General features: G+C 61.6%; 20 protein-coding genes and 1 riboswitch. Of the genes, 11 read left to right on the top strand and 9 right to left on the bottom strand.

Going from position 1 to position 23429, the window contains the following annotated elements; all coding sequences use genetic code 11:
- The first annotated feature begins 80 nt into the window (after window positions 1-80).
- Both ACB039_RS00760 and ACB039_RS00755 read left to right on the top strand, forming a co-directional pair.
- Window positions 81-1637: a sensor domain-containing diguanylate cyclase gene (locus ACB039_RS00760; RefSeq protein WP_371164926.1), complete on the top strand. Its 1557-nt coding sequence runs from the start codon at window positions 81-83 to the stop codon at window positions 1635-1637.
- A 33-nt stretch (window positions 1638-1670) separates the two neighbouring features.
- Entirely contained in the window at window positions 1671-2534 is an 864-nt protein-coding gene (locus ACB039_RS00755) for a patatin-like phospholipase family protein (protein ID WP_263685673.1), read from the top strand.
- A 69-nt stretch (window positions 2535-2603) separates the two neighbouring features.
- Here the strand turns inward: ACB039_RS00755 and ACB039_RS00750 are convergent, their stop codons facing one another.
- Both ACB039_RS00750 and ACB039_RS00745 read right to left on the bottom strand, forming a co-directional pair.
- Window positions 2604-3965, bottom strand: coding sequence for a sodium-dependent transporter (locus tag ACB039_RS00750; RefSeq protein WP_005333069.1), 1362 nt, complete (start codon window positions 3963-3965; stop codon window positions 2604-2606).
- A gap of 195 nt (window positions 3966-4160) precedes the next feature.
- Window positions 4161-4427, bottom strand: coding sequence for a DNA-binding transcriptional regulator (locus ACB039_RS00745; protein ID WP_005298604.1), 267 nt, complete (start codon window positions 4425-4427; stop codon window positions 4161-4163).
- A 258-nt stretch (window positions 4428-4685) separates the two neighbouring features.
- On the opposite strand from ACB039_RS00745, the gene ACB039_RS00740 reads away from it, so the two are divergent.
- The 4 genes from ACB039_RS00740 to ACB039_RS00725 all read left to right on the top strand — a co-directional run bounded on the left by ACB039_RS00740 (window position 4686) and on the right by ACB039_RS00725 (window position 9332).
- On the top strand, window positions 4686-5279 hold the full coding sequence (locus tag ACB039_RS00740; protein WP_171272361.1) for a hypothetical protein: 594 nt from the start codon (window positions 4686-4688) through the stop codon (window positions 5277-5279).
- A gap of 308 nt (window positions 5280-5587) precedes the next feature.
- Window positions 5588-6607 (top strand): porin OmpA, encoded by a 1020-nt coding sequence (gene ompA / locus ACB039_RS00735; RefSeq protein WP_041206213.1) that lies wholly within the window; start codon window positions 5588-5590, stop codon window positions 6605-6607.
- 417 nt (window positions 6608-7024) lie between these two features.
- Window positions 7025-8026 carry a porin OmpA gene (gene ompA / locus ACB039_RS00730; RefSeq protein WP_371164925.1) on the top strand — a complete coding sequence of 334 codons (1002 nt, stop codon included), beginning with the start codon at window positions 7025-7027 and terminating at the stop codon, window positions 8024-8026.
- A gap of 229 nt (window positions 8027-8255) precedes the next feature.
- Window positions 8256-9332: an OmpA family protein gene (locus ACB039_RS00725; RefSeq protein ID WP_371164924.1), complete on the top strand. Its 1077-nt coding sequence runs from the start codon at window positions 8256-8258 to the stop codon at window positions 9330-9332.
- 72 nt (window positions 9333-9404) lie between these two features.
- Here the strand turns inward: ACB039_RS00725 and ACB039_RS00720 are convergent, their stop codons facing one another.
- Together ACB039_RS00720 and ACB039_RS00715 are read right to left on the bottom strand one after the other, a co-directional pair.
- On the bottom strand, window positions 9405-11099 hold the full coding sequence (locus tag ACB039_RS00720; RefSeq protein WP_371164923.1) for an NAD-dependent malic enzyme: 1695 nt from the start codon (window positions 11097-11099) through the stop codon (window positions 9405-9407).
- A 55-nt stretch (window positions 11100-11154) separates the two neighbouring features.
- Window positions 11155-12012 carry a helix-turn-helix transcriptional regulator gene (locus tag ACB039_RS00715; RefSeq protein WP_371164922.1) on the bottom strand — a complete coding sequence of 286 codons (858 nt, stop codon included), beginning with the start codon at window positions 12010-12012 and terminating at the stop codon, window positions 11155-11157.
- A gap of 120 nt (window positions 12013-12132) precedes the next feature.
- On the opposite strand from ACB039_RS00715, the gene ACB039_RS00710 reads away from it, so the two are divergent.
- Both ACB039_RS00710 and ACB039_RS00705 read left to right on the top strand, forming a co-directional pair.
- Entirely contained in the window at window positions 12133-13512 is a 1380-nt protein-coding gene (locus ACB039_RS00710) for an MATE family efflux transporter (protein ID WP_371164921.1), read from the top strand.
- Between the two features lie 133 nt (window positions 13513-13645).
- Window positions 13646-13894, top strand: a complete 249-nt coding sequence (locus tag ACB039_RS00705) for a DUF2498 family protein (protein WP_371164920.1) — start codon at window positions 13646-13648, stop codon at window positions 13892-13894.
- A gap of 30 nt (window positions 13895-13924) precedes the next feature.
- On the opposite strand, the gene ACB039_RS00700 is transcribed toward ACB039_RS00705, so the two are convergent.
- Window positions 13925-15058: a diguanylate cyclase gene (locus tag ACB039_RS00700; protein ID WP_005328966.1), complete on the bottom strand. Its 1134-nt coding sequence runs from the start codon at window positions 15056-15058 to the stop codon at window positions 13925-13927.
- A gap of 244 nt (window positions 15059-15302) precedes the next feature.
- On the opposite strand from ACB039_RS00700, the gene ACB039_RS00695 reads away from it, so the two are divergent.
- Both ACB039_RS00695 and ACB039_RS00690 read left to right on the top strand, forming a co-directional pair.
- Entirely contained in the window at window positions 15303-16700 is a 1398-nt protein-coding gene (locus ACB039_RS00695) for a nucleobase:cation symporter-2 family protein (protein ID WP_041206218.1), read from the top strand.
- Window positions 16701-16800: 100 nt separating this feature from the next.
- Window positions 16801-17517: a protein ligase gene (locus ACB039_RS00690; RefSeq protein ID WP_041206220.1), complete on the top strand. Its 717-nt coding sequence runs from the start codon at window positions 16801-16803 to the stop codon at window positions 17515-17517.
- Window positions 17518-17636: 119 nt separating this feature from the next.
- On the opposite strand, the gene ACB039_RS00685 is transcribed toward ACB039_RS00690, so the two are convergent.
- The gene (locus tag ACB039_RS00685; RefSeq protein WP_005328962.1) at window positions 17637-19019 is read right to left on the bottom strand and encodes a sodium:alanine symporter family protein; all 1383 of its coding nucleotides are present in this window, start codon (window positions 19017-19019) and stop codon (window positions 17637-17639) included.
- Between the two features lie 249 nt (window positions 19020-19268).
- Window positions 19269-19384, bottom strand: a riboswitch (glycine riboswitch).
- A gap of 507 nt (window positions 19385-19891) precedes the next feature.
- On the opposite strand from ACB039_RS00685, the gene ACB039_RS00680 reads away from it, so the two are divergent.
- Complete coding sequence (locus ACB039_RS00680; RefSeq protein WP_005328960.1) at window positions 19892-21040, top strand: type III PLP-dependent enzyme; 1149 nt, start codon at window positions 19892-19894, stop codon at window positions 21038-21040.
- A gap of 75 nt (window positions 21041-21115) precedes the next feature.
- Here ACB039_RS00680 and ACB039_RS00675 read toward each other — a convergent pair whose 3' ends face one another.
- The 3 genes from ACB039_RS00675 to yfcD all read right to left on the bottom strand — a co-directional run bounded on the left by ACB039_RS00675 (window position 21116) and on the right by yfcD (window position 23343).
- The gene (locus ACB039_RS00675; protein ID WP_139751202.1) at window positions 21116-22081 is read right to left on the bottom strand and encodes a calcium/sodium antiporter; all 966 of its coding nucleotides are present in this window, start codon (window positions 22079-22081) and stop codon (window positions 21116-21118) included.
- Window positions 22082-22205: 124 nt separating this feature from the next.
- Window positions 22206-22679 carry a peroxiredoxin gene (locus ACB039_RS00670; protein WP_005328958.1) on the bottom strand — a complete coding sequence of 158 codons (474 nt, stop codon included), beginning with the start codon at window positions 22677-22679 and terminating at the stop codon, window positions 22206-22208.
- Between the two features lie 145 nt (window positions 22680-22824).
- Entirely contained in the window at window positions 22825-23343 is a 519-nt protein-coding gene (gene yfcD / locus ACB039_RS00665) for an NUDIX hydrolase YfcD (protein WP_139751220.1), read from the bottom strand.
- Between the last annotated feature and the right edge of the window lie 86 nt (window positions 23344-23429).

The following is a 23429-nucleotide window of genomic DNA, read 5'->3' as shown; positions in this document are numbered from 1 at the left end:
TCAAAATCACATCCAGCTGAGACTGTGAATATTTTCTGCCTTACACTGATGTGCCGATCCCGTCATTTCCCGGTACGCCCATGCCCACACTGCCCCCTGCCTTTGCCAAATATCGCTTGCAGTGGCTGCTGCTGGGCTTCAGCCTGCTGTTGCTGCTGCTCGCCCTGCAACACGCATTTCGCCAGATCACCGAGCTGAACCGGCGCGACGTCATCAACACTGCGGCCCAGCTGAGCAACCAGCATCAGCGGATGGAGGCCTTCCTCGAGGCCATGCGCGGCCAGGCCGAGGAGCGCCTGCGCAGCAACCCCCAGTCAGTGCTCTCGCGCCAGCTCTATCAGGCGCTTCAGGTCGATGGGGAGCACGGCATCAACCTGGATCGCATCCCCGTCGATCTGCCGCCCGCCCTCATCGGCAACCTGACCGGGCTGAACCCGTTGCCCCATGGCGGCAGCCAGCGGGAGGCGAGAATGCATCTCGCCCTCAGCCTCTCTCCCCTGCTCGCCACCGCCAGCAAGCTGCTCGACAAGGACGTGGCCTGGATCTACTTCACCGGCACGGACGACTTCATCTATCTCTACCCCTGGGTGCCCTCCAGCCAGTTCCGTTTTGACCCCGCCATCTACCACAAGTCTTACTGGCAGGAGGTACTGGGCCGGCATCCGCCCTCCGAGCACGCCACGTTGTCACGCCCATATCAGGATTTTGCCGGCCGGGGACAGATGATCACCCTGTCCCAGCCCATCACCCAGAGTGACCAGATCATCGGCCTGCTCAGCATCGACATTCAGACCAGTACCCTGGAGCAGACCCTGCGCCGTCTCGCCCCCCAGATTGGCACCCTGTTTCTGGTCAATCAGCACCGGCAGATCCTGGCCAGCAGTCAGTCCGGCACGGCACCACCTCTGGCCAGGGAAGCCTCGCGGGAAGGGTATCACTGGCAGCAGAGTGCCTTGCAGCTGGTCTACCCCATTCCCGCTACGCCGCTCACCCTGATCCACCGCATCTCGCTGCTGCCCCTGCTGCAGATGCTGCTGTGGCAATCGGCAACGGCGCTCCTCACCTTGCTCTGCCTGGTGGTGGCGACGCTGTCGAGCCTGCGATCCCGCCGCCTCAACCGCCGGTTGAATTACCTGTCCAGCCACGATGCACTGACCGGCGCCTTCAACCGCCACCACTTCGACGCCGTCGAACGCCGTTACGCCCAGGCTGGCAGCCATCACATCGGGGCCATCATGTTCGATTGCGATCACTTCAAGCAGGTCAACGACCGCTTCGGGCACGGGATCGGCGATCAGGTGCTGATCCGGCTGGTTCAGCTCTGCCAACCCTTGCTGACCCGGGAGTGCACCCTGATCCGCTGGGGTGGTGAGGAGTTTCTGTTGCTGGTCGCAGACAAGGGTCTGCCCCTGGCCCCGCTAGCCGAACAGCTGCGGCTGCGCATCGCGGAACACGACTGGACCGAGATAGCCCCCGAGCTGAGGGTGACCATCAGTCTCGGCCATTGCCGTCAACGCCCGGAGATCAAGCTGCACGAGGCTATTCGTCGTGCCGATCTCGCCCTCTATCAGGCCAAGGCCAATGGTCGCAATCGCAGTGAAGGCTGGCAGGATGACGCACGGGGGAAGCAGGAGTAAGCTGAACCCCCAACTCACAGCAGGAGACGCACTGTGGCACGAAAACCCCGCCTGGGCCTGGCCCTTGGCAGCGGCGCCGCCCGAGGATGGGCGCACATCGGCATCATACGGGCGCTGGAGCGCCTCGGTGTCAAACCGGATCTGGTGGCCGGTTGCTCCATCGGCAGTTTCGTCGGTGCCGCCTATGCCGCCGGCGAGCTGGACAAACTGGAGTCCTGGGTACGCGGTTTCAGCCGCCTGCAGGTGATGGGGCTGCTCGATCCCGCCCTCTCCGGCGGTCTGTTCCGCGGCGACAAGGTGTTTGGCATCGCCGCCAACCATCTGGGGGATCCCGCCATCGAGAGCCTGCCGCTGCCCTTTGCCTGCGTCGCTACCGAACTCGATACCGGCCGCGAAATCTGGCTGCAAGAGGGGCCGCTGCGACAGTGCGTGCGCGCCTCCTGCGGCATGCCCGGCATTTTGACCCCGACCCGGATCGACGATCGCTGGCTGGTGGATGGCGCCGTGGTCAACCCGGTCCCCATCTCCCTGGCCCGCGCCATGGGAGCCGAGGTGGTGATCGCCGTCAACCTCAACACCGACCTGCATCAGCCCTGGACCGACGAGCCGGACCCGCCCGCACCGGGAGGCCTCTTCAGTCAGTGGCTGGGCCGGGGAGAACCCAGCACGCCCGGCATGTGGGGGGTGATGACCGGCTCCATCAACATCATGCAGGAGCGGATCACCCGCGCCCGCATGGCCGGGGATCCCCCCGAGATCCAGCTCTGCCCGCGCCTTGGCAGCCTCTCCATCATGGACTTCCACCGCGCGAGCGACGCCATCAACGAGGGGGAGGCTTGCGTCGAGCGCAACCTGGACCAGCTCAAGGAGGAACTCTCCCGACTCGGTCTGATATGAGGGCACCACCGGGACACGCCAATGAAAAAGAGCGCCATCAGGCGCTCTTTTGCTGTCCGGACCGCAGGCTCAGAACAGCCCCAGCCCCTTGAGCATCACGATCAGGATGAGCGGCGGCGACACGTAGCGGATGATGAAGAACAGCGGCTTGAGGATGGGCAGCTCCAGCTCGCCCCCATTGGTCAGCGCCGTCTTCATCCGCTCGAAGCCCCAGACCCAGCCCACGAACAGACAGAGGAAGATACCGCCCAGGGGCATCAGCACGTTGGAGGAGACGAAGTCGAACAGATCGAAGAAGGTCTTGCCGGCTATCTGCACGTCCGCCAGCGTGCTGTTGGAGAGCGCACAGGTCGACCCGACCGCCCCCAGCAGCAGCAGGTTGATCAGCGTCGCCCTCCTTCGGCTCATGTGAAAACGCTCGGAGAGCACGGAGACCGGCACCTCCAGAATGGAGAGCATGGCCCCCGTGGCCGCTATGGCGGAGAGCACGAAGAACAGCACCATGAACAGGTGGCCGAACGGGATGCTGGCAAACACTGCCGGAATGGTGATGAACAGCAGGGAGGGACCGGCGGTCGGCTCGAAACCGAACGCAAACACCGCCGGGAAGATGGCGATCCCCGCCAGCATGGAGACGAACAGATCGGCGCACATCACCCTGACCGTGGTGAGCGGAATGTGCTGATCGTCCCGAAAGTAGCTGCCATAGGTCATCATGCAGCCCATGCCGATGGAGAGCTTGAAGAAGGCCAGCCCCATGGCGGTCAGCACCACACCGGCGGTGACCTTGGAAAAATCAGGGGAGAACAGGAAATGCAGCCCCTCGCTCGCCCCGGGCAGGGTCAGACTGCGAATGCCGATCACCAGCAGCAGGATGAAAAGCACCGGCATCAGCCGCTTGGTGACCGCCTCTATCCCTTTCGACACCCCCATCAGCAATATGCCCCCCATCAGCGCCAGCACCAGCCACTGCCACAGCAGGCTCTGCAAGGGATCCGTGATGAGCGCATTGAAGGCCGCGCCGGTGACGGCGGGATCGGTCGAGAGGATCTCGCCACTGGCCGCCTTGAAGATGTAGGCGAATACCCAGGCCGCCACTTCGGAGTAAAACGACATAATGAGGAAGGCCGCCGTCACCCCCATGGCCGCGATCAGCCACCAGGGCTGCCCCTTGGGCGCCAGCTTGATGAGCCCGCTCACCGCATCGGATTTCGCCTGACGCCCCAGCATGATCTCCGAGATCATCACCGGCAGTCCCACCAGCAGGGTGGCGATGACATAGACCAGCAGAAAGCCGGCGCCGCCATTCTCCCCGGTCAGATAGGGAAACTTCCAGATGTTGCCAAGGCCGACCGCCGAGCCCAGGGTCGCGGCAAGCACGCCGAAGGTGCTGGTAAAGCCATCTCTGGCTTTGGGAAGGGTATTGCTCATGCTTGTCTCGCTCTGTGGATCAGGGACCTGAATTTAAAGGGTCGGAATTTTCCGGGGATTAATCCAGCTTGCCAAGATGATTTGGTTGAAATCGCCACATGAAGCACACAACGCATTACTTATTTAAATAACTGTCTGTTTTGACAAATAAAAAATGCCGCCTCGCGGGCGGCATTTTTATCAAGGCTCAGGCAATCAAGCCTTGGCAATATCGTCCGGACCGATCTGGCCGATTTCGGCGACTTTCTTGTCGGCCAGCAACCAGAGGGTGAACTTGTGCAGTTCAGGGTGATGAGCCAGGGCGACCAGGAAGGCGCCTCCAACTTCACGGTAACCCAGTTCATAGTTCTTCAGGGTAGTCGGGGGGACGCCCAGCAGATCGGCAAACTTGGGACGGCTCAGGCCAACCGCTTCGCGGATCTGACGGATCTTCTTGCCAACAGTTACGATATTTGAATTCATGTGTTCCATACTCCGTTCGGCGGATTCACTCCACCTTTATTTTTCGCGACGACTCGTAGTCAAGTGTATCAGTTTTGAACGGACTCGTTATGGTCGAGCCTCTATCTTTAATAAGCGTCTTTCGACGACAACCCTAACAAACCTCGGGGATGGTAATCGCAGAGTCGCCTCAGGTAAACAGTCTCGAAGAGAAACCTTTATTGTTGCCACGGCCATAACTCGTATAATTCGCCAGTTATCCCTTAAAGAGTATTCAGCATGGCATTCCCCGGCATCATCTCCCGACTTCACCCGGATTCAGACCCGGATTCCCTCCCCCGCCAGCTCCATCAGGGTCAGCAAACCCGGGCCGAGGCATTCTTGCTACCCGCCGTCATGCAGAGCGAGGCCGCTCCCGTGCTGGCTTCCCTCTCGGACAAGTGCAGCCTCTATCTCGAGCACCCCACCACGCTGTCCCTGCGCAGCCACGATGGGGTCTTTCTGGAAGATGGCTCCCTGCTGCTTGGCAATGGTAACCGCATGACACTGTCGACGGAGAAGAGGGATGGTGGACTGGTGCCCGAACAGGGCCTGCGCGAGATGGCCCAGTGGCTGGAAGCCGGTCATCAACATTTCATCTGTTCAGCCGCGATTCAGCCGGTCGCCAGGGCCATCCTCAATATCTGGCCCCTGGACCCCTATCTCGCCCGCCATTATTTACTCAGCTTCACACCCTTGCTGTGCGAAGCAACTGAGGCCGACTATCTCGCGGTTTTCGCGACCAGGGCCGCCATCGCCACCCCGCAGCACGCTTGGGCTGAGGCCTATATGAAGCTTGAGAGAAAGCTGCATCGCGCCTACTTGGATCACTAATAAATCCAGATAAACAGCCAGTTATCCATACGACACAATCTGCCCCACAGATTATCTGTGAGCTTGATCATGTTTTGAAATGAGCATAAAGTGCGCCACGTCATCGGAATGACATCGGCTGTTCGTGGCGAAGTATGCGCTCTCGATAGCGCAACTCGCACACTTGTGCACCCAGATAACGTGCCTCCTGGATGGATCTAGGATCCCTGCTCGGCGCAACCCTTGTTGCCCGGCAGAGCCAGCAGCTTACATAAATTACAAAGTGCGAAGCACGTGAACAACGTGCCATCTCAACGAGGATTAATTTTATGATGAAAATGGCTCCTTCCCTGATCGCCATCGCCATGGCTGCCATGGGTGCAACTGCTGCACACGCCGCTGATGATATCTACTTCGGTGCCGGTGTCGGTGCGACTCACTTCAACGGTCTGAACAAGATCGAAGGCGTGAACACTGGTGAAGAAGACGCGGCTGCTGCCAATGCCTTCGTCGGTTACAACTTCAACGAATACTTCGGTTCCGAGCTGGGCTACCAGTACACCGGCCGTGGCAACACCGATGGCAACCGTTACGAGAGCCAGGGTGCCACCCTGTCCGGTATCGCTCGTCTGCCGCTGGGCAACGATTTCTCCCTGTTCGGTGAAGCTGGCGCCTACTGGGGCCACACCGACGGTATGGGCACCAGCGATACCAAGGTATCCCCGCTGGCCGGTGCCGGTGTGACCTACAAGGTGAACGATGCGCTGGATCTGCAAGCTCGTTACCGCTACATGTGGGACGTAGCTGACCTGCACGCCGACAACGTACGCTACAAGTCCAACCAGAGCGTTGCGACCCTGGAAGCCGTTTACCACCCGTTCCGTACTTCCTACGTAGCACCGGCTCCGGCTCCTGTTGTTGAAGAAGCTCCGGCTCCTGCTCCGCAGATCGTTGAGAAGAACTTCGCCCTGAACTCCGACGTGCTGTTTGCCTTTGGCAAAGACAGCCTGAAGGCCGAAGGCGTGGAAGCCCTGAACGCTCTGTACCAGCAGATCGTCGAGTTCCAGCCGAAAGACGGTAACGCCGTTGTCGTTGGTTACACCGACCGCATCGGTTCCGACGCTTACAACCAGAAGCTGTCCGAAGCCCGTGCCCGCACCGTTGCCAACTTCCTGGTCAGCAAAGGTATGGCTGCCAGCAAGGTTGCCATCGAAGGTCGTGGCGAAGCCAACCCGGTTACCGGCACCAAGTGCAACGGCGTAACCGCCAAGGCTCAGCTGATCTCCTGCCTGGCCCCGGATCGTCGCGTAGAAGTGCGCGTATCCGGCGTACAGGAAGTTCAGCAGTAATCTGACTCCGTTCAGATAACGCGAAAAGGGGATGCCACGGCATCCCCTTTTGCATGTCTGTCACCGCAAACGTCACCTCCTGTCTCACCACCTTGTCTCCCCTTCCCTCTCTGGCCAGTCCGCATCCTCGTCGCACCAACCCCATCGCTGCATATCTGTGCAGAAACTTGATCAAGCTGGTTCAAAAGAATACAGTAGCAACGCTTGTAAGACATTGGATGAACTATTAAAAGTGCTTATTGCCCGGTTAGTTGTCCATGGAGAAACAGCTTCATGAGAATCCAGGTTACCATCCATTTTTTATTCAAGCCGTCCGTGACCAGGTCACGGAATCGCATCATGAAATGTCATCTGCGATCGGTATAACAAAGAGTGCGCAGTACGCCCGTAGCACGGCAACTCAACGAGGATAAAATGATGAAAATGAAAATGGCTCCAACCCTGATTGCTCTGGCTATTGCAGCCATGGGAACCTCCACCGCCCAGGCGGCCGATGACTGGTACACAGGTATGGGTGCAGGTTGGGCTTATGGCCATGACCTGGACTCCTTCGGTCTGGATGCCGACAAGGACGCCACCGCGATCTCCCTGTTCGGCGGTTACAACTTCAACGATTACTACGCGGCCGAGCTCGGTTATCTCTATGCAGGCAAGGGTGGCGTCGATGGCGTCGACTTCAAGACCCAAGGCGCCACCCTGTCTGCCCTTGGTCGTCTGCCGCTGGGTGACATCTTCTCCGTGTTTGCCGAAGGCGGTGCCTACTTCAACCATGTCAACGGCAACGGTGACAGCGACAACGGCACCTCGCCGCTGGCCGGTCTGGGCCTGAGCGCCAAGCTCACCGATCTGCTCGACCTGCAGGCTCGCTATCGCTACATCTGGGATCTGGGTGACGATCAGAAGACCTGGAAGACCGACATGAGCGTCACCACCCTGGAACTGGTGATGCACCCGAACCGCAAAGCCTATGTGGCACCTGTAGCAGCACCGGCTCCCGAGCCGGCCCCCGAGCCCGTCATGGTCGACAAGAGCTTCTCCCTGAGCTCTGACGTGTTGTTTGCCTTCGGCAAGTCCACCCTGAAGCCGGAAGGTACTGCCGCCCTCAACACCCTGTATCAGCAGATCGTCGACGTTCAGCCAAAAGATGGCAGCGCCGTGGTGGTGGGTTACACCGACCGTATCGGTTCTGACGCCTACAACCAGAAGCTGTCCGAAGCCCGTGCTCGCACCGTGGCCGACTTCCTGGTTGGCAAGGGTCTGCCGGCAGGCAAGGTCGCCATCGAGGGCCGTGGTGAAGCCAATCCGGTCACCGGCACCCAGTGTGACGGCGTCAAGGGCAAGAACCAGCTGATCGCCTGCCTGGCACCGGATCGCCGCGTCGAAGTGCGCGTCACCGGCGTACAGGAAGTGCAGCAGTAAGCGGTCAACCCGCAGCCAAACAAGGGGCCACTCGGCCCCTTTTTTTATTCGTTGCACCGCCCTCCACACCCTCTCACGGGGACCAAATAGTTGTCACCCTCCTCACAGATTTTCCATACAGGGTCGCCACTTAAGTGGTTAAACGTCTCATATGGCCTATACATAATGTTGGTTATACATAACAAAGGGCTGGGAGCCCTATAACACCCAACATCGACGAGGAAACGCGATGAACATAAGACTGAAACCGGTATGGATTGCATTGGCATTGGCGACAGGAGCGGCACAGGCGGCACCTGTCCATGACTGGTATATAGGGGCGGGGGCGGGCTGGGCATGGGCCCATGATCTCGATGACTTCAGCAAGGATGTCAGCAACGACGACACCGCGTACAACGCCTTCGCCGGCTACAACTTCACCGAAAACCTGGGGGCAGAACTGGGCTATCTGTCGGGCGGTGACTGGGACGTCAATGGTCACGAGTTCAGCAATCAGGGGGCAACCCTGTCGATCCTGGGTCGCCTGCCATTGAACGACATCTTCTCGGTGTTCGCAGAGGGGGGCGGTTACCTCTACAGCGTCAAGTCCATCAACGGCAGCGAGGACAACCTGGCGCCGCTGGCCGGGCTCGGCATGACCGCCAGGCTGCACGACTGGATCGACATCCAGGCCCGTTATCGCTACATGGTGCGGGTGGGGGATGACTCGGACAACGACAAGGTGGGCAGCGGCACCCAACGTTGGGTCAGCGACATCAGCACCGCCACCTTAGAGCTGGTGCTGCACCCCAACCGCACCGTGGCCGCAGTGCCGGTGGCCGCCCCCCTGGTGGTGACCCCGCCGCCGCCCCCCGAGCCGGTGGATCAGACCTTCAACCTGAGTTCCGACGTGCTGTTTGCCTTTGGCAAGGCCGAGCTCAAGCCGGAAGGCATGGCCGCCCTGGAAGACCTCTACCAGCAGATAGTCGACATCAAGCCCAAGGATGGCAACGCCGTGGTGATGGGCTATACCGACCGCATCGGCTCGGATGCCAACAATCAGGCATTGTCCGAGGCCCGTGCCAGCACGGTCGCCAACTTCCTCATCGGCAAGGGCCTGCCCGCCGACAAGGTGAGCATCCAGGGCAATGGCGAGAGCAATCCGGTCACCGGCACCCAGTGCGATGACGTCAAGGCGAGAGCCGCCCTCATCGACTGCCTGGCCCCGGATCGCCGGGTCGAGATCCGGGTGACCGGCGTGCAGGCCGCCGCACCAGCGGCCACCGAGCCAGCGGCCGAACCCGCTGCCGAGCAACCGGCACAATAACCCCTCATCCGCCTCTGCCGTGCACAAAAAAGGGATGCTTGCGCATCCCTTCTGCTTTTGCGGCCTCTTCGATCAGAACGAAGTGCGGCGATAGCGGCGGTATTCCGGCCGCCAGAAGTTCGCTTCTATGGCCTGGTCTATCACCTCGTCCGGGGTCTGCACCGCCTTGCCCTGCAGCATGGCGGTCTTGGCCACCATCTTGGCGATGTAGCGGGACACCCGATGGATATCCGCCAGATCCGGCAGCAAGGAGCCCTCCTCTCCCTTCACCAGGGGGGAGCACTCCGCCAGCGCCCGGCTGGCGGACATCAGCATGGCGTCGGTCACCCGGGTGGCGCCGGAGGCAATGACGCCAAGGCCTATCCCCGGGAAGATGAATGAGTTGTTGCACTGGGCGATGACGTAGCGCTTGCCCTTGTACTCCACCGGCGCGAACGGGCTGCCGGTGGCCACCAGCACCTGGCCGTCGGTCCAGCGGATGAGATCCGCCGGCGTCGCCTCCACCCGTGAGGTGGGGTTGGAGAGCGGGAATATGATGGGGCGGCTGCAGTGCTTGTGCATGGTCTTGACCACCTCTTCGGTGAACAGGCCCGGTTGGCCCGAGACCCCGATCAGGATGTCCGGACGACCGTGTTCCATCACCTCCAGCAGGGAGATGTTGTCCCCCACCGGCCACTCCTTGATCCGCTCCAGCGGCTGGGAGAGCTTGCGCTGGAAGTCGAGCTGATTGGGGATCTTGTCGGTGATGAGGCCGAAACGGTCCACCATGAAGACCCGGCCGCGAGCCTCCGCATCATTCAGCCCCTCGGCCTTCATCTGCGCCACTATCTGCTCGGCGATGCCGCAACCGGCGCTGCCCGCGCCGAGGAAGGCGACCCGCTTCTCGGAGAGCTTGGCCCCCGAGGCCTTGCAGGCGGCGATAAGGCTTCCCAGGGTCACGGCTGCCGTCCCCTGGATATCATCGTTGAAGCAGCACAGCTCGTCCTTGTAGCGGTTGAGCAGCGGGGTGGCATTGCCCTGGGCGAAGTCTTCGAACTGCAGCAGGATCTCGGGCCAGCGGCGCTTGACTGCCTGGATGAAGGCATCGACGAACTCGTCGTACTCCTCCCCGGAGATGCGCGGGTGGCGCCAGCCCATGTAGAAGGGATCGTTGAGCAGCTGCTGGTTGTTGGTGCCCACGTCCAGCACCACCGGCAGGCAGTAGGCTGGCGAGATGCCGCCGCAGGCGGTGTAGAGGGAGAGCTTGCCGATGGGAATGCCCATGCCGCCGATGCCCTGATCCCCCAGCCCCAGGATCCGCTCGCCGTCGGTGACCACTATCACCTTGACGTTCTGCTTGGTGGCGTTTTGCAGCATGTCATCGATCCTGTCCTTGTCCGGATAGGAGATGAAGAGGCCGCGGGCACGACGGTAGATGTTGGAGAACTCCTCGCACGCCTTGCCCACGGTCGGGGTGTAGATGACCGGCAGCATCTCGGTCAGGTGGTTGTTCAGCAGGCGATAGAACAGGGTTTCGTTGGTGTCCTGGATGTTGCGCAGATAGATGTGCTTGTCCATGTCATTGCCAAACGCCATGAACTGGCGATAGGCGCGCTCGGCCTGCTCTTCGATGGTCTCTATGTTCTGGGGCAGCAGGCCCTCCAGATTGAAGCTGCTGCGCTCCTCGCTGGTGAAGGCGCTGCCCTTGTTGAGCAGCGGGGTCTCCAGCAGGGCCGGGCCGGCGTAGGGAATGTAGAGGGGACGTTTCTGATTATTATCTTCAAACATGGATCTGTACCTTGACTGTGTGGCCCGCCGATCCTATGGGCTTGGGCCAACAATTTCAAAGGGTTTGCACCTCCGTGGCAACAGGTTTGCGACCCAGGCGACGAAAGGCGCCGGGGGTCTGACCAGTGAGGCGGCGAAAACGGTTCGCAAAGTTGGCACCGTCGCTGTAACCGACCCGGGCCGCCAGCTCGCCGAGGGGCCAGTTGGTATAGAGCAGCAGCTGGCGCGCCTTGTTCATCCTAAGCCCCGTCAGCCAGGCCATGGGCCCCATGCCGAACACCTGCTGGCAGAGCCGGTGCAGATGGGGCACAGAGCAGGCCATCTGGCTGGCGAGCAGGGTCACGCTCCAGGGTTCATCGAGACGCGCCTCCACCCGGCGAAACAGCGCCTGCAGCCTGAGCTCAGGGGTGCCGCGCACCTCCCCTTGCAGGGTTCTGTCCAGCAGGGCCAGCAACAGGCTGAGCAGCTGGGGCTGCAAGGGAGATCGCACTCCCTCCCCCTGCATCAGGCTGAGCAGATGGTAGAGCTGCTCCCCCTCCTCCCCCTGCCAGATGCGGTGGCCGAGCCGGTGCAGATGCTGCCAGCGCGGCACGTCATCGAGCAGGATCCAGCTGGTGCGCCACTCTTCTCCCACCAACCTGAGGCCGCCGGGCACGGCGGCGGGGAGAAAGACCAGGGCTCCCGCCGGGATGGACAGCTCTCCGTCATCGGTTAGCAGGACGCCCCCCTCGTCATGGCTCACCATCAGGATGTGGAACTCGGGTCTGTTGCGGCGAATAAGGTAGTGCTCCCGGATGTTCGAGAGACCGGTCAAGAAGACTCCCGCCTCCCCCAGCAGGGGCAGACCTTCGCGCCCCAGCATCCGCTCCTCGCAGCCGGGAGCTATCTCAAGACACTCGCTGACAAATGCCATAACGCCTCAACATGATAGTTTTGAACAAGAAAGCCGAGAGGTGCTCACAGTGAAGCCACCCGCATCACCCCCTATCATACCCATGACAAACCTTGCTTTTCACATACCCGGTTAACTTATATGAATTATTGGCAAGCGATTTTAAAACAAACCACCGATCGTGAGTTCATGACCCGACTGTGGCGACTGGCCCTGCCGGTGTCGCTGCAATCCATGATGTTCTCCCTGCTCGGTCTCATCGACATCATGATGGTGAGCCAGCTTGGCACCACGGCTGTGGCGGCGGTCGGCTTGGGTAACCGGGTCTTCTTCTTCAACCTGCTGGTGATAGCGGGGCTCTCTGGCGGGGTCTCGGTGTTGGCGGCCCAATACTATGGCCGGGGCGAGCTGGCCGGAGTGCGCCGCTCCCTGGCGCTGGCCCTGGTGGGCGCCCTGCTGGTGAGCCTGCCGTTTGCCCTCATCTATGTGCTCTCGCCGGGCAGCGTGCTCGGCTTTGCCAGCCAGGATCCCGCGCTGCGCCTGCTGGCCGACGAGTTTTTGATGATCACCGGTGCCACCATCCTCTGTACCGCCATAGTGGTGCCCCTGGAGGCGGCCCTGCGCTCCGTGGGCAACGCGGCGGCGCCGACCCGGATCGGCATCATTGCCATCATCGCCAACGTCATCCTCAACTACGCCCTCATCTTCGGCAACTTCGGCTTCGAGGCCATGGGGGTCGCGGGCTCGGCCTGGGGCACCACGATTTCACGGCTGCTGCAGACGGCGCTGCTGCTTGCCTATGTGTGGCGCCAGGAGCCGCGCCTCATCCCGCGCAGACAGGACTGGTGGGACGCCTTTCGGCGCAAGGAGGTGGTGCGCTTCACCCTGATCGCCCTGCCGCTCTTGTTCCACGACGGGCTCTGGGCCTTCGGCATGCTGCTCTACGGCTTCCTCTATGCCCACCTCGGCACGGATTCCCTGGCCATCATGACCACCCTGGGCACCCTCGAGAGCATCCTCATCTCTCTCTTCTTCGGGCTGGCGGTGGCCTGCTCCACCCTGCTCGGCCACCGGCTCGGGGCCGAGGAGTACGAGGTGGCCTGGCAGCACTCCCAGCTGTTCCTGCTGCTCGCCCCCATCGGCGCCCTGTTGGTGGGAATAGCCGTCTGGCTGCTGCAGACCAACCTGCTGCAGTGGGTCGGCAACCTGCCGGGGGAGCTGATGGGGGAAGCGGGCCAGGTGCTGGCCATCATGTGCCTCGGCATGTTGCTCAAGGTGTTTAACATGGTGGGCATTGTCGGGGTGCTGCGCTCGGGGGGGGACGTGAACTACAGCATCTTCATCGACATCGTCGCCATGTGGTGCATCGGCCTGCCGCTCGCCTGGGTGGCGGTAAGCCTGTTGGGCTGGCCCCTCTCCTGGGTGGTGGCAGTGGTGCTGCTGGAGGAGCTCTCCAAGGTACTGCTGGTGCAACGCAGGATCCGCCAGCGTCACTGGCTCAAGAATCTGGTGATGGGGTGACGGCTGCCCGCTGCCGGGCAAAAAGCGGGGTCATATCAATGACAGAAAATCCCCCCTTGCAGTATGCTAACCGCCTCTTCAATCAGCGGCGGGGCACACCGCGCCCTGCCAGTAGTCGTTTAAGGAGACGCACATGCAACCACAAAAAGAGCTGATCACCGAGACTGCCCTGCTGGAGATGGCCAACGGCATCATCAAGAGCCACGAAGATTTCATCCACGGCATGCGTGCCGATTCGGTGGAGCAGAAGGGGGAGATCCTGGTGTTCAAGGGGGAGTTCTTCCTGGCCGAGGATGGCACCCCGACCGGCAAGACAATGGCTGTGTTCAACATGTTCAAACTGCTGGCCCAGCAGTTGTCAGGCAAGTACCGACTGAGCTGAGATCGCAATCCCTCCGACAAGATGCCGCCTTCAGGCGGCATCCGTCTTGGTGGGCTTGCCCGGCGTCTTCGCCAGTTCGCCCACCACGCAGTTGCGACCCGCCATCTTGGCCATGTAGAGGCACTCGTCCGCCCGGTTGAGCAGCTCCTCGACCCCCTCCCCGCGCAGAGCCAGGGTCAAACCTATGCTCACCGTCACCTCCAGCAGTTCATCCGAGGTCGGGCTCTTCACCAGCCGCGCCTCCACCGCCACCCGCAGTCGCTCGGCGACCCGCTTAGCCTGGGTCAGCTCGGCGCAGTTGGGCAGCAGGATGGCAAACTCCTCCCCACCGTAGCGACCGAGCACCATACCGGGTTCCAGCTGCTCCGCCAGGGTCGCCGCCACCTCTTTCAGCACGGCGTCCCCCGCCAGATGGCCGAAGCTGTCATTGATGCGCTTGAATCTGTCCAGGTCCAGCAGCAGCACGGCAAAGGGAGCCTGCTTGCGGATCATGCTGACCCTGGCCTTCTCGAGCTGCTTCATCAGCAGGCGACGGTTCATCATGCCGGTCAGTTCGTCCGTGGTGGACTCCCGGTAGAGTTGCAACAGCATGTTGAGCTGGCCGCACTGCACCCAGGCACTCGCCACGGTGAACAACCCCAGCAGCCAGACCTGATTGAGGGTCTGCACGCTCAGGAGCGACTGACCCACCAGCAGCCAGTTGCCGGCCAGCATGGTGATCAGGATACCGCCTGCCAGTTGCAGACTGAGAGAGAGCGGGATGGGGAAGATGGCAAACAGGCTGATGAGCAGATAGGGGAACGCCATGTAACCCGCCTGCAACTCCTGATCCGTCCCGAAACTGTGCAGACAGATGAGGGAGAACAGCATCATCACCGCCATCAGATAGCCCAGCGCCAGCTTCATGCGTTCGCGTCTGAAGTGAATGAGATAGGAGAGGGGGATGAGCGGAGAGAGGGCCAGCAGGCAGAAGATCCGAACCTGAAACAGCTCGTCAAACTGGGGGGCGGGCAGGGTCAGCCAGTCCACCAGCGCCCAGGCGGGCAGCCCCACCATCAGTAGACAGGTGAGCAGCCGAAGACGCACCGTCATAAAGCCCATGCGGGTCAGGGTGAAATCTTCGGAGTGGGCACGGGCACTCCAGAACTCCGACAGCTTCAGCATCCAGAGCCTCCATTTTACAACTGAGGGCTCATTCTACACCGACCCTGCCGGTATGCATCAGCCTGCCCCCTATTTATAACGAGAACTGCCTCACACAAACCGGCGGATCATAATCGCCGCACGCAAACGTTTCAACCCATCAAAAAATAAACCTTTATCACTCCAATTAGCGCTGGTCAGCCCCCGTTCAACCACTAAAATAGCGCCCAATTTTCTCCCCCTCCCCACACACTTCGAGGTATTTATGGAACAGGCTGCCGCCGTGCGCGCGACTCCCGAGACCCATCCCCCCAGGCGAGCCCACAGTGAACTGATCTACGGCATCGACGAGGTTCCGCCCCTGCCCCAGACCCTGTTCGCCGCCCTGCAGCACATGCTCGCCATGTTTGTCGCCATCATCACCCCGCCCCTCATCATCGCCAATGCCCTCGGCCTCCCAGCCGCCGACACCCGCTACATCGTCTCCATGTCCCTGGTGATGTCCGGCATCGCCTCCTTCATCCAGACCCGCCGCTTCGGTCCCCTCGGCTCGGGTCTGCTCTCGGTGCAGGGCACCAGCTTCAACTTCCTCGGCCCCATCATCGCCTCCGGCCTCGCTCTCAAGCAGGCCGCCATGCCCACCGACGATCTGCTGGGCACCCTGTTCGGCACCATGCTGGTGGCCGCCCTCACCATTGTCGTGATGAGCCGCTTCCTGCACCTGGTCAAGCGCATCATCACCCCGCTGGTGACCGGCATAGTGGTGCTGCTCATCGGCCTGACCCTGATCAAGGTGGGGCTCATCAGCATGGGTGGCGGCTACGCCGCGCTCTCGGATGGCAGCTTCGCCAGCCACACCAACCTCTTTCTCTCCCTTCTGGTGCTCGGCCTCATCGTGCTGCTGCAGCGCAGTCGCAACCCCTGGCTGCGCCTCTCCGCCATCATGATCGCCATGCTGGCGGGCTACGCCGTGGCCCTGCTGCTGGGCAAGGTCAGCCCCCCTACCTTCGAGGGTCCCCTGATCATGGTGCCACTCCCGCTCCACTACGGCATCGGCTTTGACTGGCAGCTGTTCGTGCCGCTCGCCATCATCTTCGTGGTGACGGCGCTGGAAGCCATAGGCGACATGACCGCCACCTCGGACATCTCGGGCGAGCCCCTGGACGGGCCCGTCTACATGGCACGGATCAAGGGGGGCGTGCTGGCCGATGGCGCCAACTCCATGCTGGCGGCGGTCTTCTCCACCTTCCCCATGTCCACCTTCGCCCAGAACAACGGCGTCATCCAGCTGACCGGCGTCGCCAGCCGCCATGTCGGCCTCTTCATCGCCGCCATGCTGGCCCTGCTCGGCCTCTTTCCGGCGGTGGCCAGCCTGGTGCAGCAGATCCCCGAACCCGTGCTGGGTGGCGCCACCATAGTGATGTTCGGCACTATCGCCGCCGCCGGGGTGCGCATCATCTCCCGCGAGGAGCTGGACCGCCGCGCCCTGATGATACTGGCGGTGTCGCTCGCCATGGGACTGGGGGTGGCTCAGGTGCCTGAAGTGCTGCAACACCTGCCGGAGCTGGCCAGGAGCGTGCTCTCCTACGGCGTCGCCACCGGCGGCCTCACCGCTATCCTGATGAACCTGCTGCTGCCCAAGCACCGCGCCGCACAGGCCTGACGCTCTCCAGAGCGAACAGGTAAAGCCCCGCCGTGCGGGGCTTTACCTCCTCCTCCGTCACGGGTACTGTGCTGGGCAGCCTCTGCTCAGGATGCCCTTCATGACCTATACCCTGCTTTCCTCCCTGCCCACCAACTACACCCCGGATCAGATACTGGCCGAGGAGCAGCGTTGGCTACGAGAATGCGCCCATGATGGCCAGCCCCGCGCTCACCTCTGGCAGGCGCCCCAGTGCCTCATCGTCACCCGCAAAGACACCCGACTCCCCCGTTACGCAGTCGCCTGTGAACAACTCGCCACCGAAGGCTGGCCCGTATTTGTGCGTGACAGCGGCGGCACCGCCGTGCCCCACGGGGCGGGCATCCTCAACCTCTCCCTGCTGCTGCCCCGCACCACCACTGATCTTGGCCACTATTACCATCTGCTGGGGGCGCCGCTGCTGGCCCTGCTGGGCGAATACGGCCTGACGGGAAACTACGACTTCGTGCCCGGATCCTTTTGCGACGGCCAGTACAATCTGGTGATCGGGGGTCGCAAGGTAACCGGCACCGCCCAGCGCTGGCTGGCGCCAGGGCAGGATCACCAAGGCGCCGTGCTGGCCCAGGCCATGTTGCTGGTGGCGGGAGACGTGGACGAAGGTACCCGGATGGCGAGCCGCTTCTACGAACTGGCGGGCGGCGAACTGCGCTTTATGACAGGAACCTCCACCACGCTGGCAAGCTGCATTGACTGGCGCGGTGGCAACGAGGCGTTGGTGGACAAGGTACGAGCACGTCTGGATAGACTGCTGAGCGAGGGACTATCCCCCTCACCCTGACCCTCTCCCCGGGGGAGAGGGAACAGGCCCGTCCATGGAAATAGCGCAGCGCACAAAAAAGCCACGACCCGAGTCGTGGCTTGTTCTTTTCAAGGCGAACGTGAAACGAGCGGAGGAGTTCAGGCCGTCTGCGGCTCGGGCTCGGACTCCGTATCGCTGTCCCGGTCCCGACTGAAGTAGGCCCGGGTCTCGGCGATCACCACATGACGCAGGCCGATGAGGCCGATGAGGTTGGGTACCGCCATCAGGCCGTTGACGATGTCCGCCAGCAGCCAAATCATGTCCAGATGGAGGAAGGCGCCGCTCGCCACCAGCACCAGATAGACGATGCGGTAGGGCTTGATCGCCTTGACCCCGAACAGGTACTCGGTGCAGCGCTCGCCGTAGTAGTTCCAGCCGAGGATGGTGGTGAAGGCAAAAAACAGCAGCCCTATGCTCACCAGATACTGGCCGATGTGGGCATCCAACCCCTGGGCAAAGGCCTGGCTGGTCATGGCGGCACCGCTCAAGTCCCCGCTCCACACTCCGGTCACCACCAGGGTCAGGCCCGTCATGGTGCAGATGATGATGGTGTCGATGAAGGTACCGGTCATGGAGACCAGCCCCTGCTCCACGCAGGAGTCCGTCTTGGCCGCCGCCGCGGCTATGGGCGCAGAGCCCAGACCCGATTCGTTGGAGAAGACCCCGCGCGCCACCCCGGACTGGATCGCCAGCATGATGCCGGCACCGACGAAGCCGCCGGTGGCCGCATGGCCGGTAAAGGCGCTCTCGATCACCAGCATGACAGCATCGGGCAAGGCACCGGCGTTGTTCACCAGTACCCCGGCACAGGCGAGGATATAGAAGATGGCCATGAAGGGCACCACCTTGCTCGACACGCTGGAGATGGACTGGATACCGCCCAGGGTCACCAGCGCCACGATCAGAGTCAGCACCACGGCGGTCACTTCACGGGGCACCGAGAAGGAGAGGCTCATGGCGTCGGAGATGGCGTTGACCTGCGGGAAGGTACCGATCCCGAAGAAGGCGACGCCGATACCGAACAGGGCAAACAGCTTGGCGAGCGGTTTGGAACCGAGCCCCTTCTCCAGATAGTACATGGGGCCCCCAGCCATCTGGCCGTTGGCATCCTGCTCGCGGTATTTGACCGCCAGCAGGCATTCGGCGTACTTGGTAGCCATGCCGAACAGCGCCGCCATCCACATCCAGAACAGGGCACCGGGGCCGCCCAGCTTGATGGCGGTGGCAACCCCGACGATGTTGCCGGTACCAATGGTGGCAGAGAGGGCTGTGCAGAGGGCGGCGAAGCTGGAGACATCCCCCTGCTTGCCCTGACCCTGATCGCGGCCAAAGACCAGACGCAGGGCGAGAGGCAAGCGCACGACCTGAAGCAGACCCAATCGCAGGGTAAGATAGATACCGGTCCCGACCAGCAGGATCAGCAGGGGTGGACCCCAGACAAAGCTATCGATGGCGGCGAGCGCCGATTGAATTGATGACATGCATCCTCCTTAAAAAACAATGATTAAGGAGGAGAAGGATGATCTTCCCATAGGTGTCGCGATCCCCAAAGGCGATCGGATGCAGGCCAAAAACGTGTTCACACTCTTACTGCGAGGCCGTGATCAAGGCTCATGCGCTGCTCGGAAGCCTCATGTATTCACATACACTCCGGTTCCTGCGCTGCTCTTTACCTTGCTGACGACCTCTCGTGACAGATCGTGAACAGTTCCAAGCTCAGGTACAACCATCCCATCCCCTCTGTCCTTTTGCCTGAGAGTTTCCGGCACCAGCCTGCCCTTGCGGGTCGTCATGGTGCCTTGCTCCTTCGGCGCCCGATCTAACGGGTCTCTCCAGAGTATCGTCCAGTAGCAGTCCACACCGGTTGCCCGGTACCTGAAAGATTCACTTCTTCGGTGGATGGTCCCCCATCGCTCTCCTGCTACCTTCATCCGAACTAGTTTGGATTAGGAAGCGGGCATGTTAATCCAAAAAATGTGAGCTGTCTCCCACTCGGCCGGACTCCACGCCATTTTTTTCTGTCCCGACCGTCAGCGAAAAACATGTTAAATGTTCGTTAACTATCAATAGGTTATGAAGTCTTGTCTGATGATGACGCACACCAAAAGACGCAGACTGCCCCATATCAAGATGATGTTTCGTCTCGACCAGAAATACTTGCCAACATATCCAATCAAAATGCTTGCACACAAACTCAATAAGTCGATAATCCCGCGCATAACTAAGCACTTTGCAAGGGACTTATGCATTGTGCCTGGTCGGTCCCTCCGGACCACTCGCCTGAGCCGGCCGTCGCCGGTTCAATCGCATATGGCTTGGGCATATCACGCCCCCTAAGGATGATCAAAAGAGAATGAACGAGACCCTGGTCGCACAAGATTACCGTCAGCTGGTTGAACAATTTGGCTCCCCCCTGCTGCTGCTCGACAAGGCAGCCGTCCGCAAACAGTATCGGGCCCTGGCCGCCGCCCTGCCCGATGTGCGCTTGCATTATGCACTCAAGCCCCTGCCCCATGAGGCTGTGGTCTCTGTCTTGAAGGAAGAGGGGGCCTGTTTCGATCTGGCCACCAATGGCGAAGTGGATCTGGTGCGCAGCCAAGGGGTTCGTCCGGGACGCTGCATTCACACCCATCCCATCAAGCGCGACAGCGACATCCGTTATGCGCTGGAATTCGGCTGCACCGTGTTTGTCTATGACAACCCGCTGGAGCTGGAGAAATTCCTGCCCTACAAGGACGAGGTCAAACTGCTGCTGCGCGTCAGCTTCCCGAATCCCGAGACCAAGGTCGATCTCTCCAAGAAGTTCGGCTGCACCCCGGAGCAGGCGCTGCCGCTGCTGCAACTGGCCCAGGCCAAGGGGATCAAGGTGATGGGGTTGTCGTTCCACGTCGGTTCCCAGGTGCCCCACGCCCGTCGCCATGTGCAGGCCATCGATGCCTGCCGCGAGATCATGGAGCAGGCCTGGGATCTCGGCCTCAAGCCCTGGGTGCTGGACATCGGCGGCGGTTTCCCGGTGGATTATGAGGGCGGCGAGTTCGACATCGACGGCTTCTGCGCCCCGATCCGCGAGGCACTCGCCAAGCTGCCCGCCACCGTGCAGAAAATTGCCGAGCCGGGCCGTTTCATCAGCGCACCGGCCATGACCTCGGTGTCCAGCGTGATGGGCAAGGCCCACCGCGGTGACAAGATCTGGTACTACCTGGATGACGGCCTCTACGGCAGCTACAACGGTCAGCTCTATGACCACGTCACCTACCCGGTGAGCACCCCCTATGCCCATGGCGAGCTGCACAATGCCGTGCTCTCCGGCCCCACCTGCGACAGCGTGGACGTCATTCGCGACGGCATCATGCTGCCGGATCTGGCCATCGGCGAGCTGGTGGTGGGCCGGGTGATGGGGGCCTACACCTGGGCGTCGGCCTCCACCTTCAATTTCTTCCCCAAGGCGAGCATCCTCATTCTGGACAGCGCCCAGAAGCAGAAACTGGTGGCGGTGGCCTGAACGGTTTGACCACGAGTGTTGCATAGAGAAGGGGAGCCATTGGCTCCCCTTCTTGTTTGTCTTGTCATGCCATTATCAGAACTGGCTGGTCAGCAGCCAACCGGTATAGGCGACGAAGATGCAGAGCAAGATACCTCCTTCCACCCTGTTGATGCGGCCCTGTCCCTTGCGGCCCAGGCACATCACCAGCAGCAGCAGGGTCAGTCCCATCATCAGGCTCCAGTCGCGGGAGAGCACCGCCGGGTCCACGTCAAGGGGCGCTATGCCGGCAGCGATGCCGACCACGGCCAGGGTGTTGAACAGGTTGGAGCCGAGCACGTTGCCAAGCGCCAGGTCATGTTCCTTCTTCTTGATGGCCATCAGGGAGGAGGCCAGCTCCGGCAGCGAGGTACCCACCGCCACTATGGTCAGGCCGATGACCAGATCGCTGATGCCAAATGCCTGGGCTATGGTCACCGCACCCCACACCAGCAGGCGGGAAGCGCCTACCAGGAGTACCAGGCCCACGATCAACCAGAAGATGGCCTTCTTGAGCGGCATGGCTTCGCTGTCGATCTCCACATTCACATCGGCGTCCAGGGCATCTCCCTTCCCCTTGATCCCGGTCCATATGGACCAGCCAAGCAGCACGACGAAGACGCCACCCAGAATGAGGGCGTCGCTACGCCCCAGGTGACCATCGATGAGCAGGGCACCGGTCAGCAGGGTGATGCCGAGCAGTATGGGGATCTCCTTGCGCACCACCTGAGAGGAGACGGCAATGGGGCTGATGAGGGCTGTCAGTCCGAGAATGAGGGCGATGTTGGTGATGTTGGAGCCATAGGCATTGCCCAGGGCCAGGCCCGGGTTACCCTGCATGGATGCCAGGGCCGAGACCACCATCTCGGGGGCCGAGGTACCAAAACCGATGATCACCATACCGATCAGCAGCGGCGGCATGCCGGCATAACGAGCGGTGGCGGCTGCACCGTCCACAAATTTATCCGCACTCCAGACCAGCAACGCCAGTCCGGCAATCAGGGCAACAAAAGCCAGGGTCATATTCTTCCATCTCATCGACTGCAAACACGAGAGCCAGGCGGCTAGCCTGGCTCCATCCAAACGCGGCCTCAGTGTATCGAGCCGCCTTGCTATTTCAAGATGAAATCAAACAATGATTAACACCTCACAGCGCGGCCAGCAGACTCTGCGCATCAGACACCTCAAACTTGCCTGGAGCCTCCACGAACAGCTGCTCGACCACGCCATCATTGGCGATGAGGGCAAAGCGCTGGGCACGCAGGCCGCCGAAGGCGCCTGTCTCCTTGGCAAGGCCAAGCGCCTGGGTCCAGCTGCCGTCCCCATCCGCCAGCATGGTGATGGCGTCGGCATTCTGGGCCGCCTGCCACGCCTTCATCACGAAGGCATCGTTGACCGAGAGACAATAGAGGGCATCGACCCCCTTGGCCTTGAACTCGTCCGCCAACACCACATAACCGGGCAGATGGGCGTTGGAGCAGGTGGGGGTGAAGGCGCCCGGCACCGCGAACAGCACCACTCGCTTGCCGGTAAACAGGGCCTGGGTATCCTTCACCTGCTTGCCCTCGGCGGTGATGAAGGTAAATTCCCCTGCGGGCAGGGATTGACCGACCGTGATCATGATGTCTCGTCCTTAAGTGACTGAAAGAGGCCCAGTCTACTCCAACCAGAAAAGAGACGACACCGGCTCGCCCGTGTCGTCGCACCTGCCTGATGGCAATGTCAGCAGAAAATTCAACGTAAATTCGGCAGCCAGAACCTCTGCCTTATACCAGGCGCCGCGCCTGCCAGGTGGCGATGGCGAGCAATGAATCCGGGGTGAATTCATCGGCCCGCTCGGCTATCTCGGCCAGACTCATCCAATGCACCTCGCTCACCTCCTCCGCCTGGAGTTGCAGCGGCCCCTGATAATGACAACTGAACAGACCGCCCCAGACCCGATAGCCTCCCCCGCTCGCCTCCCCCTCGGCGTAGAAGGTGCCGAAGTCGTGCAGGGGCACATCACGGATCCCCAGCTCCTCGGCCAGCTCGCGCCGGGCGGAGGGCTCCATCGCCTCCCCCGTGGTCACCACACCACCGGCGCAGGCATCCAGCATGCCGGGACAGAAATCCTTGCTCAGGGTACGCCGCTGCACCAGCACGCGCCCGGCCTCATCGAGCACCAGAATATAACTGGCGCGATGGCGTAAATTCTCCTGACGCACCCGGGTGCGCTCGGCCACCCCGATCACCCTGTCCTGCTCGTCTACTACGTCCACCCACTCCACGTGCGGCACCTTGTCCATCCTGCGATGGCCGCAGTATATCGGTGCCGGGGCCGGGGTCTGCACTACTTTTTCAACGCCGGGAGCAGGACGCCAGCCCGCCATAA

Origin of the sequence: Aeromonas sp. S2(2024), assembly GCF_041402505.1 — a bacterium.
Lineage (GTDB): Bacteria > Pseudomonadota > Gammaproteobacteria > Enterobacterales > Aeromonadaceae > Aeromonas > Aeromonas media.
This window is presented reverse-complemented; position numbering and strand designations above follow the sequence as displayed.

What these genes read in the sequence shown, in the direction of transcription:
- ACB039_RS00760 (WP_371164926.1), top strand. Translation starts at nt 81, where the DNA reads ATGCCCACACTGCCCCCTGCCTTTGCCAAATATCGCTTGCAGTGGCTG.
- ACB039_RS00750 (WP_005333069.1), bottom strand. Translation starts at nt 3,965, where the DNA reads ATGAGCAATACCCTTCCCAAAGCCAGAGATGGCTTTACCAGCACCTTC.
- ACB039_RS00745 (WP_005298604.1), bottom strand. Translation starts at nt 4,427, where the DNA reads ATGAATTCAAATATCGTAACTGTTGGCAAGAAGATCCGTCAGATCCGC.
- ACB039_RS00740 (WP_171272361.1), top strand. Translation starts at nt 4,686, where the DNA reads ATGGCATTCCCCGGCATCATCTCCCGACTTCACCCGGATTCAGACCCG.
- ompA (WP_041206213.1), top strand. Translation starts at nt 5,588, where the DNA reads ATGATGAAAATGGCTCCTTCCCTGATCGCCATCGCCATGGCTGCCATG.
- ompA (WP_371164925.1), top strand. Translation starts at nt 7,025, where the DNA reads ATGAAAATGAAAATGGCTCCAACCCTGATTGCTCTGGCTATTGCAGCC.
- ACB039_RS00725 (WP_371164924.1), top strand. Translation starts at nt 8,256, where the DNA reads ATGAACATAAGACTGAAACCGGTATGGATTGCATTGGCATTGGCGACA.
- ACB039_RS00720 (WP_371164923.1), bottom strand. Translation starts at nt 11,099, where the DNA reads ATGTTTGAAGATAATAATCAGAAACGTCCCCTCTACATTCCCTACGCC.
- ACB039_RS00715 (WP_371164922.1), bottom strand. Translation starts at nt 12,012, where the DNA reads ATGGCATTTGTCAGCGAGTGTCTTGAGATAGCTCCCGGCTGCGAGGAG.
- ACB039_RS00710 (WP_371164921.1), top strand. Translation starts at nt 12,133, where the DNA reads ATGAATTATTGGCAAGCGATTTTAAAACAAACCACCGATCGTGAGTTC.
- ACB039_RS00705 (WP_371164920.1), top strand. Translation starts at nt 13,646, where the DNA reads ATGCAACCACAAAAAGAGCTGATCACCGAGACTGCCCTGCTGGAGATG.
- ACB039_RS00700 (WP_005328966.1), bottom strand. Translation starts at nt 15,058, where the DNA reads ATGCTGAAGCTGTCGGAGTTCTGGAGTGCCCGTGCCCACTCCGAAGAT.
- ACB039_RS00695 (WP_041206218.1), top strand. Translation starts at nt 15,303, where the DNA reads ATGGAACAGGCTGCCGCCGTGCGCGCGACTCCCGAGACCCATCCCCCC.
- ACB039_RS00690 (WP_041206220.1), top strand. Translation starts at nt 16,801, where the DNA reads ATGACCTATACCCTGCTTTCCTCCCTGCCCACCAACTACACCCCGGAT.
- ACB039_RS00685 (WP_005328962.1), bottom strand. Translation starts at nt 19,019, where the DNA reads ATGTCATCAATTCAATCGGCGCTCGCCGCCATCGATAGCTTTGTCTGG.
- ACB039_RS00680 (WP_005328960.1), top strand. Translation starts at nt 19,892, where the DNA reads ATGAACGAGACCCTGGTCGCACAAGATTACCGTCAGCTGGTTGAACAA.
- ACB039_RS00675 (WP_139751202.1), bottom strand. Translation starts at nt 22,081, where the DNA reads ATGACCCTGGCTTTTGTTGCCCTGATTGCCGGACTGGCGTTGCTGGTC.
- ACB039_RS00670 (WP_005328958.1), bottom strand. Translation starts at nt 22,679, where the DNA reads ATGATCACGGTCGGTCAATCCCTGCCCGCAGGGGAATTTACCTTCATC.
- yfcD (WP_139751220.1), bottom strand. Translation starts at nt 23,343, where the DNA reads ATGGACAAGGTGCCGCACGTGGAGTGGGTGGACGTAGTAGACGAGCAG.